The sequence below is a fragment of the Bradyrhizobium lupini genome (assembly GCF_040939785.1).
In the GTDB taxonomy this organism is placed as follows: domain Bacteria; phylum Pseudomonadota; class Alphaproteobacteria; order Rhizobiales; family Xanthobacteraceae; genus Bradyrhizobium; species Bradyrhizobium canariense_D.
On the sequence record NZ_CP162553.1, the window covers coordinates 7,007,369 to 7,022,463 of the forward strand.

Annotated in this window: 16 protein-coding genes; 9 read left to right on the forward strand and 7 right to left on the reverse strand. The window is 61.1% G+C overall.

Annotated elements, in window-relative coordinates; all coding sequences use genetic code 11:
* The first annotated feature begins 34 nt into the window (after nt 1-34).
* Nucleotides 35-577 carry a DUF4384 domain-containing protein gene (locus AB3L03_RS33555; RefSeq protein ID WP_240543158.1) on the forward strand — a complete coding sequence of 181 codons (543 nt, stop codon included), beginning with the start codon at nt 35-37 and terminating at the stop codon, nt 575-577.
* Nucleotides 578-595: 18 nt separating this feature from the next.
* Here the strand turns inward: AB3L03_RS33555 and AB3L03_RS33560 are convergent, their stop codons facing one another.
* Both AB3L03_RS33560 and AB3L03_RS33565 read right to left on the reverse strand, forming a co-directional pair.
* Nucleotides 596-1,582, reverse strand: coding sequence for a hypothetical protein (locus AB3L03_RS33560; protein WP_368507863.1), 987 nt, complete (start codon nt 1,580-1,582; stop codon nt 596-598).
* A gap of 157 nt (nt 1,583-1,739) precedes the next feature.
* Complete coding sequence (locus AB3L03_RS33565) at nt 1,740-3,584, reverse strand: caspase family protein (RefSeq protein WP_026233407.1); 1,845 nt, start codon at nt 3,582-3,584, stop codon at nt 1,740-1,742.
* 706 nt (nt 3,585-4,290) lie between these two features.
* Here AB3L03_RS33565 and AB3L03_RS33570 point away from each other — a divergent pair.
* Nucleotides 4,291-4,851: a hypothetical protein gene (locus AB3L03_RS33570; RefSeq protein ID WP_368507864.1), complete on the forward strand. Its 561-nt coding sequence runs from the start codon at nt 4,291-4,293 to the stop codon at nt 4,849-4,851.
* Nucleotides 4,852-5,500: 649 nt separating this feature from the next.
* On the forward strand, nt 5,501-6,460 hold the full coding sequence (locus AB3L03_RS33575; RefSeq protein ID WP_018457614.1) for an OmpA family protein: 960 nt from the start codon (nt 5,501-5,503) through the stop codon (nt 6,458-6,460).
* Nucleotides 6,461-6,681: 221 nt separating this feature from the next.
* Here AB3L03_RS33575 and AB3L03_RS33580 read toward each other — a convergent pair whose 3' ends face one another.
* The 3 genes from AB3L03_RS33580 to AB3L03_RS33590 form a co-directional block, all read right to left on the reverse strand.
* Nucleotides 6,682-7,866 (reverse strand): helix-turn-helix domain-containing protein, encoded by a 1,185-nt coding sequence (locus tag AB3L03_RS33580; RefSeq protein ID WP_368506878.1) that lies wholly within the window; start codon nt 7,864-7,866, stop codon nt 6,682-6,684.
* A 196-nt stretch (nt 7,867-8,062) separates the two neighbouring features.
* Nucleotides 8,063-8,269, reverse strand: a complete 207-nt coding sequence (locus AB3L03_RS33585) for a hypothetical protein (protein WP_018457613.1) — start codon at nt 8,267-8,269, stop codon at nt 8,063-8,065.
* Between the two features lie 95 nt (nt 8,270-8,364).
* Entirely contained in the window at nt 8,365-9,228 is an 864-nt protein-coding gene (locus AB3L03_RS33590) for a formate/nitrite transporter family protein (RefSeq protein WP_018457612.1), read from the reverse strand.
* Nucleotides 9,229-9,420: 192 nt separating this feature from the next.
* On the opposite strand from AB3L03_RS33590, the gene AB3L03_RS33595 reads away from it, so the two are divergent.
* Genes AB3L03_RS33595 through AB3L03_RS33610 form a run of 4 tightly spaced genes read left to right on the forward strand, consistent with a single transcriptional unit; the run spans nt 9,421 to nt 11,637 of the window.
* Entirely contained in the window at nt 9,421-9,873 is a 453-nt protein-coding gene (locus tag AB3L03_RS33595) for a DUF2231 domain-containing protein (protein ID WP_368509107.1), read from the forward strand.
* Entirely contained in the window at nt 9,870-11,204 is a 1,335-nt protein-coding gene (locus tag AB3L03_RS33600; protein ID WP_085383675.1) for a sorbosone dehydrogenase family protein, read from the forward strand. The genes AB3L03_RS33595 and AB3L03_RS33600 overlap by 4 nt, the downstream gene beginning before the upstream one ends.
* A 22-nt stretch (nt 11,205-11,226) precedes the next feature.
* Nucleotides 11,227-11,430, forward strand: a complete 204-nt coding sequence (locus AB3L03_RS33605) for a hypothetical protein (protein ID WP_007611681.1) — start codon at nt 11,227-11,229, stop codon at nt 11,428-11,430.
* 36 nt (nt 11,431-11,466) lie between these two features.
* Nucleotides 11,467-11,637 carry a hypothetical protein gene (locus AB3L03_RS33610; protein WP_166520788.1) on the forward strand — a complete coding sequence of 57 codons (171 nt, stop codon included), beginning with the start codon at nt 11,467-11,469 and terminating at the stop codon, nt 11,635-11,637.
* A 54-nt stretch (nt 11,638-11,691) separates the two neighbouring features.
* Here AB3L03_RS33610 and AB3L03_RS33615 read toward each other — a convergent pair whose 3' ends face one another.
* Together AB3L03_RS33615 and AB3L03_RS33620 are read right to left on the reverse strand one after the other, a co-directional pair.
* On the reverse strand, nt 11,692-12,075 hold the full coding sequence (locus AB3L03_RS33615) for a type II toxin-antitoxin system VapC family toxin (protein WP_085351261.1): 384 nt from the start codon (nt 12,073-12,075) through the stop codon (nt 11,692-11,694).
* Nucleotides 12,072-12,329 (reverse strand): type II toxin-antitoxin system Phd/YefM family antitoxin, encoded by a 258-nt coding sequence (locus AB3L03_RS33620; RefSeq protein ID WP_018457607.1) that lies wholly within the window; start codon nt 12,327-12,329, stop codon nt 12,072-12,074. Before AB3L03_RS33620 ends, AB3L03_RS33615 begins: the two co-directional genes overlap by 4 nt.
* A 348-nt stretch (nt 12,330-12,677) precedes the next feature.
* Here AB3L03_RS33620 and AB3L03_RS33625 point away from each other — a divergent pair, with 348 nt between their 5' ends.
* Together AB3L03_RS33625 and AB3L03_RS33630 are read left to right on the forward strand one after the other, a co-directional pair.
* Nucleotides 12,678-14,069: an MFS transporter gene (locus tag AB3L03_RS33625; protein ID WP_368507865.1), complete on the forward strand. Its 1,392-nt coding sequence runs from the start codon at nt 12,678-12,680 to the stop codon at nt 14,067-14,069.
* 123 nt (nt 14,070-14,192) lie between these two features.
* A complete protein-coding gene (locus AB3L03_RS33630) occupies nt 14,193-15,041 on the forward strand; it encodes a 3-keto-5-aminohexanoate cleavage protein (RefSeq protein ID WP_085351263.1) in 849 nt (282 codons plus the stop codon).
* The last annotated feature ends 54 nt before the right edge of the window (nt 15,042-15,095 follow it).

The following is a 15,095-nucleotide window of genomic DNA, read 5'->3' on the forward strand; positions in this document are numbered from 1 at the left end:
ACCTGCGTCCGCAGCACCGTTGCCGACGGGGGCGTTGCATATCGGCACGACGTACGTACCTTGGCTTTGGCCCGCACAAGCGGTGCGCAGGCAGACCAATACCGCGAGTGTGTCCCTTCAGATCCTGCCGAGTCAGACCGTCAACGTCGGCGCCAAGGTCTCGTTCGGCGTCACCGCCAGGAGGCCTGGATATCTCATTCTGGTTGACGTCGACTCGGAAGGGCGGATGTCCCAGATCTTTCCGACCCCCGAGCTATTGGCGCAGTCGAACGAACGCGACATTAATCTCGTCAAGCCGGGTGTCGAATTTGTCGTCCCTGCTCCGGCGGCGCGGCAGCGTGGTTTTGAATATGTCGTCGCACCGCCGACCGGGTCCGCAGTGATGATCGCCATCCTGAGCGAGCTGCGCGTGCAATTGCTCGATTTGCCGGACATGCCTCGCAAGCTGGAAGGTCAGGCGGACGCGTTGAGCTATCTATCGGCCTGGACCAGTGAGCTGCGCGTGCCGGACAACAGCAGCGGAAAGCTTGTGACGAACAATTGGTCGTTCGACGTCAAATCCTATTCCATCAAGTGAGTCCTGTGAGGCTTGGGGCTATAGCTTGCTCAGTCGGCTGAAGAAGCCACCGCGGGCGATCATGTAATGAATGTCCTTTGGAAAGGGAAAAGCACTGCGAATGTTGGAAATCGCGTGCTGGAGGAATTCCCCGTCCAGCGGCGCAGGCTTATGCCGCGGTTGGTCCGCGACCTGCGGTATCATGAAGCGATCCACGAAAGCCGCGTCAAGATCGTTGACCCTGACCATCTGTCCAAATGCCGGGAACAGGTCGTAATGACCCAAGCTTACGTTGAGATTCTTGAGGGCAGGGCGCTGAGGCTGGGTTTGATTGCCATCGGCCGTCGCCAGCCCGCGCCCGATCAGGTCCAGCTTCACCGATTGCGGGAGAGTTGACGGACCATACACGATCTCGAGGGCGTGGCCGCTCTGCCCAGATAGCCACTGGTACCAAAAGGTCGCATCGTCGGGCCGCGCATTGGCACCGTAAAGGCAATCAAATCCCCAACAAGCCGTCAGCTTCCCCTGATACTTTCCGAGGCTCCCGACGAGATTGCGCATGCCGTTACCACCGCCGGAGTGGCATGCGATGATGAGCTTGCCGATTTGGAGCTGAGGAATGGACGTCGAGGAGATACCCAGGAACCTGGCCAGAGCTCGAAGGATCTCCTCGAGATAGCGTTCACCCCAGTTCGCGGTGGCCAGGTCGGACACGCTGTAGTTTCCGGCAAAGGTGTTGCCCACAGCATATTCGTAGCCCAGGAAGGGCGCGATGAGCACCACGTCCTTGCCGGAATCCCGGACCTGTTCGCGCAGCCGCGCTGGATCGTTGTGGAAAAGGAATTCATGGTTTTTGACGTAGAAGCCGTGAAGCCAGATCACGACATCGAACTTGGTGGCGGCTGTTGGGTGCTTTGGCGGAAGATAAACCGCCGTTGGTTTCATGCCGGGCGCCTGCCGCTTCGTGAAGAGCGTCACCCCAGGAAAGGCGTTGGCGTCCTTTTGCTCAAGCTCACACGCAACCACGCAGGTCGCTCCGATTCGGCCACATCAGGCTTGGGACTCTGACGTTAGCTCGGCCACTTGCCATGCTTGCGATCCCAAATCCACCGGGCCTGATGGCTCCGACGCGCCGTGACAACTCGGCGCCGTGCCAGCGCGCAGTTGTGTAGGAGCGGTGAGGCTAGTGGCATACCTCGACATTGGCCTCGTTGCCTGGCCCGCCACCGCCGCGATATTCGAGATGGCAGCCGCGCTGGACCGGACGGCAGCTGCTGGCGTTGCATATGATCTGAGGACTGGCCGTCGCATGGCCCACCGCAGCGCCATAGCCGCCTGCGCTCGCCTGCGCCCGCTGACGCAATGGCCGATCCTGCCGCTGACTGTCATTGCTCTTGGCGGCATTGACGGGCCTGGCGCGCTGTTTCTCGCATTCATTGTCGTCGTTGAGGAACGAGCCCCTTGCACAGGAGATTCTGCTGCAGTGGTCGCCGTCAGCCTTGTAGCCATGATCACAGATCAGGGGACAGACCCGGGACGGCTTGAGCTTGATTGCGTCAAGTGCGTCGAGACTTGCGAGCTTGGCGTCAAATTTGGTTCCGGCGTGCTGGTTGAAGAGAGCCAAGGAGCGCTGGGAGGCCGCATTCCATCGGCCATCTACGCTACCGGTGAAGCAGCCGACGCGGTTCAATTCGCTTTGTACGGATTTGGTGATATCGGCTTTTGCGATATCGGTCTGGCGCGGCTCGGCGCTGAGTGCGGCAAGCTTTGGCGGCGTATTGTCGTCAGCCAGCGCAGCGACTGTAGGATTGTCCGCGAAGGCACTCCCAACAGCCGGCTTATTCCCGGAGAGAGCCGCAACGATTGTAGATTCGGACGCAATTCGTTTCCGTTCTGCCTCGGTGGCCTGCTCCTGCGCGGCCTGCTTCGCCTTCTCGGCGGCAATTCGGGCGTCTTCCGCAGCCTTCAGATCCGCGGCCGCCTTCTCTTGGTCGGCACGCTGGGCGCCCTGCGACATCAGCCGAGTTTTCTGCTGTTCCGCCTGCTGCGCCTTCGCTGTTGCCGCGACGCGTGCGTCCTCAGCATCGAGCTGATTAAGCTGCAGCTTGGCAAGATTTGCGTAGTATCCGTCCGGATGCTGGTTCAGGAACGCGTCCAGAGCGGGCTTGTTGCGTAGTTGCAAGGCCAATTCGTAATCACGACGAATTTCTGCCTGGGGGTTGGCTGCTTGCACCGGCTCATCAGCCTTGGCAGCGGGAACAAGTGCAACGTCTTCGCCGCCCAGCGAGCCGTAGACATAGGGCTCCTGTCGGTTGCCGGTGGCTTGCAAGACATCATCGCGGACGAAGCCGAAGGCCCTACGCAAGTCGAGCCCCGGCTTTGCGATGTACTTTACGAGAGCCGTCGCATACGGACTATTCTTGCTGTTGCCATCGAGGGCGGTTAGTCCGGCTTTCGCGGCAAACGCGATCAGCGTGTTGGAGACGGCGGGTTCGACCCTGGCCAGCCCGCGGCTGATTGATCGAGAGGCAACTGTACGCTTCATCGAATCGGCAAACGGATTGTTGCGGCACGCGTCGACGATCACCACGCGCAACTGTCTCGCAGGCTCGATTGCCAGCAGGACGCGGTCGAGTGAGAATGCTTCGTCATAAATATCAGTGTCACGTTCGAGTCTGGCGTCGGTCGGGATCAGATAGTTTGTCCCGTCGATCTCGATGCCGTGGCCAGCATAGTACACCAGGGCTATGTCCGCATTGCGCGCCTGATCGGCGAATTCTCTCAGGGCCCGCCGCATATCGGTCGCGGCGAGGTTGAGCCTTGAGTCAACCACATCGAAACCTGCGCCCTTCAAGGTTTCAGTGATGGCGGCAGCGTCGTTGGCCGGGTTTGGGAGCAGAGGGGCATTCTGATAGTTGGCATTGCCAACCACCAAAGCCACGCGCTTTGTCGCCCAGGCTGGCTGGGCTGCCAGTAACAGCGAAGCGGCAAGAAGAAGCAAAACTCGAAGGTGCCTGTATAACCTCATGGCGAACACCCAACCTATGCTCATCGAATGATAACGTCGCGAAGATGGCCGCGTAAGGCATGATTACTGAATTCACACGCCACTGGCCGCTGGCCTATCTCCGTACAGTACCAGTTTCGAGCCCGATCCATTCCTATGTGTTGTCTGGCACTGCGCTCGCGTTCAAACGGCACGGAAGAAATCGCGGGCCGGCGCTGTGTGCCGTTTCATGAGGATGATGGGCACCCGCCAGTATCGATGTCTCGCGCTGGCGAATTAAGCTTTTGAAATTATAGGATTATTGCACTTAAGGCGTGTTCGCGGCAGTGCAGCAGAGCCTCTGGCTTAGTTCAAACGAAGATTCCGCGGTCGGCAGATCGAGGGGACGTGAAGTCCAGGACGCCGGCTTGCGGGTCAATCTCTCGGTTACAGCTTGCGCGGAGGTCAGGAGCCCGTCAGTTCGGCTTTCCATGGTCCCCGGTGCTCGATCTTCAGGTTCCTGCCGGACGCTCGCCCCGGCAACTGCTCCTTCGCAATGAGGGAACCAGTCTCCGAGTCGCGAAGGCGGGCCTTGGTCGACCAGTCGATCGCGTCGGTGGCCGCTGCCGGAAGTCGTCAGTGCGCAAGTCGCCAGCCGACTTAATCAGAAAGCCCTGAATATAAGCCGCTCTATTTCGAACGATAGCGTACGGAGATACAATCGCAATTCCGAACTTTGGAGAAGTTGATGCCCATTCCGTTGAGGATTTACATCACGCCATTTGCCGATAGGGGGAGCGTTGAGCCCGGGCAATGGAGCAGCGAGACAGCCAAGAAGGCGCTCGACGTGGTCAATACGATCTGGTCAAAGGCCAAGATCGCGTTCGTGATCAGCGATTGCTTGATGGAGAAGCCGCTCGACATGGCAAAGAGCGCGCGCAGCAATGACCAGCGATTGCTGGGTGTTCTTGCCTCTCGGCACGATCCGGACAATGCCGTCCACATCTACCTCGTCAATTCGATTGAAAATCTGGCCGCCGGTGGAAGCTCATACCCCAATAGCCAACCGGAGCCGGCAAGCTTCGTCCAATGGTATGGCAATGACCACGCCAATGGACGCGCCTGGGCTCACGAGCTCGGCCATCTACTGAGCCTCGATCACGTCGAGATCGACTATTCCAATGAGAAGCAGGCGGCGCGGCGTGTCAAGAACCTCATGACGATAGGATTGAGCGTCGGTTCTGACCTGACGGGCCAGCAGATTGATGCAGCCAAGGGTTCAAAGCTGGTCAAGCGATTTGGTGGATAAGTCCGTGGCCGGCCGCAGAATTTGTCAGCTCCGTCGTTCTGCACATTGCGCGCCTTCGCCAGGTTCCTATTCGCGAGATCCTCGTCGCTCCAATCCAGGCGTTGGGCGCAAGAGTCCATGATTGCGATCACGCTGGTAGCCACTTCTCCCGCTTTGGGAAAAGCCATCCGCGATTAATATGCAGATGACCCCAACGATGAGATCACCAACGACCATATCAAGTGCTTCCGGGATATTGCAGCTGCGCTAGACGACGCTTACCGTTTCGCTCTATTTTTGATGGGCGATCAGGCAGACGCAGAACAAGCCGGCAAACGTACTATCCAGATGCACTGCCGATTTAACGTGGTTGGGTAGCGGCCCTCCAAGTCTAGGGCGATCGCGCAAAGTCGTCGTGCTGTACGAATTCCAGGGCCCGTCCTATCGCGACTCTCTTATATCGTAGCTGCTCCGATCGCGACAGTGATGTCGCGTATTGCACAAGGGCATACTCCTTCGGTGCCAGATCGAAATGGGAGCAAGATCACAACCTTCGTTGCAGCTGTCGATTTGAACTTCTCTTTTCCTGCCTGCACTAAAACAAGGTGGTCCTGCGGCCGTCCGGACGATCACCGACGAGTTCCTATTTGTCGATTGCAGGTCGAAGAGAATGTTCCACAAAACCGGTCCGGGCAAGGTTGACGTCGATCTGGATTTTTCGGGAGTGGGGGTTTTGCACGCGCGGCTTTGGAATTTCGATTTCGATGACTTTGCCGGCTACCAGTTTCGGGGCTTGAAGACAGAGCACTTCGAATTTCTCAAGAACAAGGTGGTTCCCCTGGTGGAGCACGACGCTGGTCAGATCTGGATGACGGGATCCGCGAGCCGGATCGGTACGGCTGATTGGAATATGACGACATCAGCCAACCGCGTCATTACGGTCGCGCGGTCTCTGTCAGAGATGGGCATCCGCCCGGAGCAAATGCAGACGCACGCCATCGGCAATACGCAGACGGCAAATCACAGGCTGGACGAAGACAACGATAGATCAGTGGTCCTTTGGGTTCTGCCTAAGGTCTATTTCGAACCGATCATAAAGCCAGACTTGCCGCGACCCGTTCCGCCGAAGCCAAAGGTCAGTCGAAATTTCAAGATAGCCATGCTGCTTGAGGTCGACGGTTCGATCTCGTTTGCAGCGAGAGCGGCCATCAAGCGCATCGTGAAGGGCAGGGCCGGAGCCGGGATTGCGTTTGCCAGCGCGTTGTTCTCCATATGGGACACGGAAAACAATTTGAAGTGCACCTACGTCTATGCCGCGGTCGGCCTAGGCTTCGGCTTGACCCTTCCGAAGACCGGCGGCAGATCGGGTACTCTGCATGGCCCCTGGAATTCGTTTACGACCGAAAAGCCCATCTCCTGTTCGCAGTTCGGCAAGTCAATGCGCTTTACGACTATCGGGATAGGGGACTTGAGCAAGAACTGGATCCTGCTGGAAACGCCCAGAGGAGTGAAGGACGTCTACTTGAGCATCAGCACGGGCACGACCATCGGCGGCGGCGCGTCGACCTACCCAGCCCATTTGAGCGCTTTCGTCCCGCTAGAGCGACCGAAGCCGTTTGGCGGGCCTTGAGTGAATCGGCTCATCATAACCTTTAGCCGGCGTCGGCGAGGGAGCTCCGGGTTGACCCGCCGTAGTGATCTCAATGGGTCAAAAAACGCCGAAAATGTCAGAATAGCCTTTGAAGACACTACAGTATTTCGAGACTTCCAAGCTGAATACGAGGGTTCGATTCCCTTCACCCGCTCCATCCCAACAATGTCCGGCCCGAAGACATGGGTAACGGAACGTACCTAAGACATGGGTGACAGCCTCGTGCCGAACGGGTTGTCGAGAGGTTGCAGGGTTTTCTGCTCCAGGTCGAAGTATCCCAGATCATAGTGCATGAAGCTGACGAGCCAAATGCCCTCGTCGACCTCCTTGATGCCGAGCTTCTGGCCCGCCAGCACGGTTGAGATGTTGATCCGCTTGCGGTGCAGGCAAAGGCGGCCGCACGCGGTTACAAGGACCTCGCGATCGTGGAACGGATAGGTCAGCTCCGGCAGGCCGGCATAGGAACGTGCTGAGGCGACGTAGAGCTCGGCAGGACGTTTCATGTCGAGGGCCTCGTGCGGGCGTTCGGAGTTGAACTCGCGGACGAAGGCATCGAAGCGTTCCTGCTGCTGCAAGCTATTGCCGCCCGGCGGCCGGGTGGTTTCCTTTTTGAGGGTGAGGTGCATGCGCTCATGACGTCCGTTCTGTTGCGGGTGGCCCGGCTTGATGCGTTCGATTGCAATACCAAGTCGGAGCCACCACACCGAGAGCTTGGAGAGGTTGAACAAGGCGTTGGGACTGGCGAAGGGCACGCCGTTGTCGGAGCGAATGGCGAGCGGCAGGCCGCGCTCGAGGAACAAACGCTCGAAGGCAGTAATTACAGGGTCTTCACGCGTTGAATCGAGCGCTTCGCACAACAACAGGAAGCGCGAGGCATGATCGGTAACGGTGAGCGGATAGCAGTAGCGGCCATTGCCGAGCTTGAACTCGCCCTTGAAGTCGGTGCACCACAAATCATTGGGTCCGGTACCCGTGGACAGCGGCGTGCCGCGCGCGCGGTGGCGCGGCCCGCCGCCACGCTTGACCAGGCCATGGCGATCGAGCACCGCATGGATGGTGCTTTTGGCCGGAATCCTGACATCGCCATCGAGCCGCCGGACCAGCAGTTCGCGGATCTTGCGCGCGCCCCAGTGCGGTTTCTCGGCTTTGAGGCGGACAATCAGACCCTCGATTTGCTCCGGGAGCTGATTGGCATAGCGTACCGGCCGTCTGGACCGATCGCTCAGGGCGGCCAGCCCCTGCTCTTTGTAGCGATCGAAAATCTTATAGCCGGTCTTGCGGGATACGCCGAACTCCCGGCACACATCCGTCATGGCTTCCCCATCCAGAAGCCTGGCCACAAAGCGAAGGCGTTCTTCCATGACCGAACTCGCTTTCCACGGCATCCACACCTCCCGCAGAACAAAAGCGGAAAGTGTAATCCATGTGTCCGGTACGTTTTGTCACCTATGTCTCGGGCCGCTCACAATTGATGCATCTTGATTGACCGACTTTGACCGTCAAGTCGGTCCCGGTGACGGCTGGAGCTTGGAGCGGGCGGCCTTGCGATAACCGGGTGCGTTTCGGGTCGGCAGAGCGGCTCTATTCCTGTTTGCTGTCCTTCTCCTCGCGCTGCTTCCGGGCACGATCGACTGCGCCGCCCTGGGGCTGCCCGCTGACCTTCACGCCGGGGAGATGATCGACCTTGTTGTTGGCGGTATCTTCGGCACGCTGCAATTCACGATCGATGATGTCGCGTGATCCTTCGGCCGGGTCCTTGTCGAATGGGCTCTTGGTATCGGTGCTCATGATTGATCCTGCTCGTCGGCGCGCGTTGATTTGCCGAGGCAAGCTCGGCTCGGGCCCATCGTTCCTGTCGAGGCGGCAGCTTTTGTGCAGGCTCTTTACTCCCTGTGGTCGTCGATTTCGGGGGCGACCTGTCCGTAGTTCAGCAGGGCCACGAGGGTCGTTCCGCCCAGAATATTGCCGAGGAGTGTCGGTACGAAGAAGTCCGAGGCATATTGCGAGAGCGACGCCAGGCCGCTCTGCACCAGGAAGGCGCACTCGACCGAGCCCGCGATGATGTGCGCGAACTGGCCGAGCGCGACCACATAGGTCATCACGACGACGAGGTGCGGGCGCGATCCCTTCACGGCAGGCAGTAGCCACGCCATCAAGGCGATCAGCCAGCCGGCAAAGATCGCCCGGACAAGGGTCGTCGCGAACGTACCCTCGATGGTGTGGCGGCTGAGATCGACGAAGGCGCCCACGATGCGGGGTTCGAAGATGCTGGTGTGCGCGAGCACGGATCCAACGGCCCAGGTTCCTGCGATGTTGGAGGCGAGGACCAGGCCCCATAGCTTGATCACGCTCCCAAGCGTGCCGAGATCCCTGTTGTGCAACAGCGGCAGCATCGGCGTCAGCGTGTTCTCGGTGAAGAGCTGCTGCCGTCCCAGCACCACGACCAGGAAACCGACCGTGTAGCCGAGCGGAGCCACCAGCCGTCGGGTGGCCTCGTCGGAAATCAGCGCGTGAAACTCGCCCTGGACAATCAGGGACAATCCCATCGAAAGGCCGGCGGCGAGGCCGGACAGCACGATGGCCCACCATCGCCGTTCCAGTTCCTGCTCACCCTCGGCGCGGATTGTCTCATGGATCAGCGCTGCGCTAGGCCGGCTCTGGGATTCGATCTGTTTCGTCTGGCGCCGCGAGACGCCGTCGAGCTTTGAGGCTGGATTGAAGGAGGCGCCGTCGCCAGGCTGGTCCACTCCGCGGTCTCCTGAAGGGCAGGTTCATCTCAATGCCGGGATCAAGGCTCGGAGCGGCAAGGGGTTCCTGGTAAGTGCTCGCACGCCGCAGCATTGTTGAGGCACAGCGGCGCCGTGGTCGACCATCAGGAACCTTCGTGGAAAGCGGGTGTTTTCTACCGGGGCGGGTGGCGATCTGACAAGAGGCCAACCGTGCAAGACAATTTGCGTGTGCGCTCAACCGCGCAGATCGCGGGCCATCCGATTCATCCGATGCTGGTGCCGATACCGATCGCTTGTTTCATCGGAGCGCTGTTGACCGATATCGCCTATGTCGTCAGTGCCGAGATCATGTGGGCGGATTTTTCCGCCTGGCTTCTGGTCGTCGGCGTCATCTTCGGCGTACTGGCGGCGATCGCGGGCCTGACCGATTTTCTCGGCAACCGTCTGGTGCGGGCGCAACCGCCGGCCTGGCCGCATCTGATGGGCAACGCGGTGGCGTTGGTCCTGGCGATCGTCAATGCGTTGATCCATACGCGCGATGCCTGGACCTCGGTGTGGCCGACCGGGCTCATTCTTTCAGCCATCACCGTATTGATCCTGCCGGTCACCGGCTGGCTCGGCTGGGCCATGGTGTATCGCCACGGTGTAGGAGTTGCGCGATGAACTCCGCAATGGTTCGGGTGCTGTTGTGTGCCTCGCTGCTGTGTCTCGCCGGCTGCAATGACGGCAGTGGCGATCCGAAGGCGCAAACCGGCGCCAACCCGACGCTGCCCGACATCCAGCAATACCTGCTGCCGCCGATGCACATCGCCCGTATCGTCGGCTGGAAAAAGGACGAGACCCCGGCCGTCGCGCAGGGCTTGCAGGCCAAGGCCTTCGCGACCGGCTTGCAGCACCCCCGATTCCTCTACGTGCTGCCCAACGGCGACGTGCTGGTGGTGGAATCCAAGGCGCCGAAGGGCGCTCCGATCAAGCGGCCCAAGGAAATCGTGATGGGATACATCGAGTCCTGGGCGACATCAGGCGGCGACACCGGCGCGAGCAACCGCATCACGCTGCTGCGCGACAGCAACGGCGACGGCGTGCCGGACGTGCAGAGCGTCTTCCTCGACCATCTCAACTCGCCGTTCGGCGTCGCGCTGGTCGGCAACGATCTCTATGTCGCCAACACCGATGCGATCGTCAGATATCCCTACACGGAGGGTGATACGAAGATCACCGCGCCGGGCACGGTGCTGACGCCGCTGCCGGGCGGACCAATCGATCATCACTGGACCAAGAGCCTGGTCGCGAGCCCCGACGGTTCAAAGCTCTATGCCGGCGTCGGCTCCAACAGCAACATCACCGAGAACGGCATGGAGGCCGAGCACAATCGCGCCGCGATCCTCGAGATCGACCGTGCCAGCGGCCGCTGGCGCATCTTCGCGAGCGGCTTGCGCAACCCCAACGGCCTCAGCTTCGAGCCGCAGACCGGGACGCTGTGGACGGTGGTGAACGAGCGCGACGAACTCGGTCCCGATCTCGTGCCGGACTACATGACGTCGGTGAAGGACGGCGGCTTCTATGGCTGGCCCTACAGCTATTACGGCCAGCACGTCGATCCTCGCGTCAAGCCGGAGCGTCCTGATCTCGTCGCCAAGGCGATCGTGCCTGACTATGCGCTGAGCTCGCATGTCGCGCCGCTCGGCATGGCCTTCAACACGAGCGCGAGTTTGCCGGCGGCCTATCGCGGCGGCGCCTTCGTCGGCGAGCACGGCAGTTGGAACAGGCAGGTCTTGAACGGCTACAAGGTGGTGTTCGTGCCGTTCACGGATGGCAGGCCGAGCGGTCCGCCGCAGGACGTCGTCACCGGCTTCCTCAACAGCGACAACCAGGCGCGCGGGCGGCCCGTCGGCGTCGCCATCGACAAGACCGGCGCGCTGCTGGTCGCCGATGACAGCGGCAACACGGTGTGGCGGGTGACGGCGGCGCACCCGCAGCTCACGCAGCGATAGATAGATCTCGAGGAGTTACACCATGGGCCTTGCTCAATACACGATCGTGCCGGTGCAGGACGAATGGGGCGTGCTGCATGACGGCGACGTCAAGAACAGATACTCCACCAAGGAAGCGGCGTTCGAATCGGCGGTGGCTGCCGCCTCGCTGGCGCTTCGCGAGGGACACGAAGTCCATGTCAGCGTGCCCGGCCGGGAAGCCGGCGAGAACGCGCTGGGAATTTGATGGGACACTCCGAGCAGAACACTTCAGGAGGCTGCGATGACCAAGCCCCGTGAACCGAACGGCATTGAACCCTCCCGCTCTGAAGACGACATTCAGCGAGACCAGCTCGGGCCGCGCGGCGTGCCGGGTGCGCCGGATCCGGCCAAGATGACACCCCAACGCGACAAGAAAACGCCGAAGCACGTCGATCCCGGTCACACGGCCTGACGGCTGCCCCGCGGCTTTTCTGTTCGGCCGGTAAGTCGGCGCCCGGCCGTCGACTTACGCCGCTGCAACGATATCCGTCTTGGCAAAGTCGTCGCCGACATAAAGAAGTGCGCAGCCATGCTCCTTGGCGACATCGTAGGCGAAGCAGTCACCAAAGTTGAGACCGGCAGGACGAATGCCTTTGCCCCAACGCGAGTAGATTTGCGCCACGCGTTCGGCCGAAGCTTGGGTCACCGAGATCACGTTCAAACCGAGATCGTTAATCAGCTTGTTCATCTCTTCGTCGACGCCCCGCCGTGCCGCGACGATCAGGCTTTCTGCAACGGAGGCCGCCGAGATCAGGATTTCGTCGGCGGTGTCCAGCGCGGTGATGCAAGCATCGGCTTGCGGTTCGTCGAGCACGATCGCCATCAGCGCGGAGGTATCGACTGCGATCATTCCGGCAGTCCGTCATCGCCGAAAAGAAAGTCCTGACTGCGCGCGGCGCTCGGTCCGGGAATAGCTTTCGCCCCGCCGGTCCTTCGCGCCGCCTCAAGCGCGGTCCGGCGGGTGGCGCGGTCCGGCGAAAGCTTGACCGGGACGAGCCGCACCGCGGGATGCCCATGTCGCGTCAGGATCACCTCGTCGCCGGCCTCTGCGCGGCGGACAAGATCGGTCAATTGTCCTTTTGCGTCGGTAACGGAGACCCGCATCTCATTGTCCTTCCTCAGTTTTCATAAAATGGACCATGCAATGGTCCAATGTCAACCACCTCCCACCCCACCATCGCCGGACGCGATCTCGCGGTTGATCTCGGCATGAGCCTGCCGGCGGTGTTCGCCGGAACGTGGGCTCTCCGTGCAAAATAACATCATGTTAGGTTTGTCGAATAACTGGGTAATTGTGTTAGCCCGGCGAAAGCTTATCGTCGCCACCAAGCAGACACCCATCGGCAATGACAAGCGCTCGCGAAACTCCGCAGAGCGGCCGGAGAGTGCTGCCCAATTTTGAGCGAAGCCCGTCAACGGGACGTCAGCAAAACCCAAGGGAGGAATCTTGAGATGACCGCGATCCATCAGATGAGTCAGTCCAGGAAAGCCGCTGCCAGCGGCTGGATCGGGTCGGCTCTCGAATATTATGACTTCTTCATCTACGCGACCGCCGCGTCACTGATCTTCCCGCAAATCTTCTTCCCGTCGGAGAATCCCACCGTCGCGATCGTCGCCTCGTTGGCGACCTATGGCGTCGGGTATGTGGCCCGGCCGATTGGCGCGTTTGTCCTCGGGCACTGGGGCGACACCCATGGCCGCAAGACGGTTCTCATCGTCTGCATGTTCTTGATGGGCATCTCGACGATGGCCGTGGGTATCCTGCCGACCTACCAGCAGGTTGGCATCCTGGCGCCAATCCTGCTCGTCATTCTGCGCCTCGTGCAGGGATTTGCCGTGGCCGGCGAAATCTCGGGCGCAAGCTCGATGATCCTGGAGCACGCGCCGTTCGGCCGGCGGGGCTTCTATGCCAGCTTCGCCCTTCAGGGGGTGCAGGCCGGACAGATCCTCGCCGCAGCAATCTTCCTGCCGTTGGCGGCCTATATGCCGACCGAGGCCTTCAACAGCTGGGGCTGGCGGATTCCCTTCCTGCTCAGCTTCTTCGTCATCGTCGCGGGCTACATCATTCGTCGCGAAGTCGACGAGACCCCTGCTTTTGCCCGCGAGGGCGAGCGGGGAGAAACGCCGCGCGCGCCCATCGTTCAGGCGATCAAGCTGAGTTGGCGCGACATGCTCAGGGTCATCTGCATGGCGCTGATGAATGTCATTCCTGTCGTTGCGACCATCTTCGGCGCGGCCTATGCGGTGCAGCCGGCCTACGGCATCGGTTTTGCCAAGGACGTCTATCTCTGGATCCCCGTGCTCGGAAACATGCTGGCCGTGTTCGTCATTCCCTTCGTCGGCAATCTCTCCGACAAGGTCGGCCGCAAGCCCCCGATCATCGTCGGCGCGCTTCTCTCTGGCTTGCTCGCCTTTGGCTACCTCTATGCCATCAGCATCAGGAATGTGCCGCTGGCAATATTGGTGTCGCTCTTGATGTGGGGCGTAGTCTATCAGGGCTACAACGCGATCTTCCCGAGCTTTTACCCGGAGCTGTTTCCGACCCGCACCCGCGTCTCGGCGATGGCGATATCGCAGAACATCGGAACCACCATCACCGCATTGCTGCCCGCCTTGTTTGCGACCGTCGCGCCTCCCGGCTCGACCAACATTCCGTTGACCGTGGGGGCGATTGCCTTCGCTATCACGGTCATCGCCGCGCTGGCCGCCCTGACCGCGCGGGAAACCTATCGGATCAGGATCGACGATCTCGGCAATCCCAATGCCGTTCCAATGCTGCGGGCAGATTATGACCGTCAGCGCGCCGGCGATGCGGTGCGCGGGGCTGCCACGGTTCGGACCTGACGGGTATGGTAGAGGCAACTGCCGCCGCGATCGATGATGTTCGCGGCGGCAGGGCCTCACTGCATAGTCAGGCCGCCGATTCGAATTTGGTGCGCGCGAGCGCAATCAATATGAGGTTGCAAGATGAACCCCGTCGTCATTGCCGTCGCAATCACCGGCTCCGTTCCGCGCAAGAAGGACAATCCCGCGGTCCCGATTCTGCCGTCCGAGCAGATCGAGTCGACGCACCAGGCCTTCGAAGCCGGTGCCACGCTCGCCCATATCCATGTTCGCAACGATGACGAGACGCCGTCCTCCGATCCCGAGCGTTTCGCCCTGGTGCAGGCGGGGATCAAGAAGCACTGTCCTGACATGATCGTTCAGTTCTCGACCGGAGGGCGGGGCCGCGATCCCTCGGCGCGCGGATCGTCGCTCTATCTGAAGCCGGACATGGCCTCGCTGTCCACGGGATCGGTGAACTTTCCGACCATCGTCTACGAGAACAGCGCCGCGCTGGTCGAGACCCTCGCCACCGGGATGAAGGCGAATGGCATCCGGCCGGAAATCGAGATCTTCGATTTGTCGCATCTGCATGGCGCCCGCCGCCTGATCGAGGCGGGGCTGATCGACCAGCGTCCGCACGTGCAGTTCGTCATGGGCGTCAAGAACGCCATGCCCGCGGACGAGCATGTCCTCGACATCTTGCTGGGAGAGCTCAGGCGGCTGATCCCGAAGGCGACATGGACGGCAGCGGGGATCGGACGCCACCAGGCCGAGGTCATGGGCTGGGCGCTCGCGCGGGGCGCCGATGCGGTCCGCACCGGCCTCGAGGACAATATCAGGATCGACAAGGCGCGCCTCGCGGCCAGCAACGCCGAACTCGTGGCCATCGCCGGTGAGGCTGTCGCGCGTCACGGCCGGCGCGTGGCGACTGCGGCCGAGGCGCGATCCCTGCTCGGGCTCGCGGGGCAGGGCGCTCCTGCCGCCACCTGACATGCTCCCGGCCGCCTGCTGCCATTCGACAGCCGGCGTTTCCGTGCGCCGAGT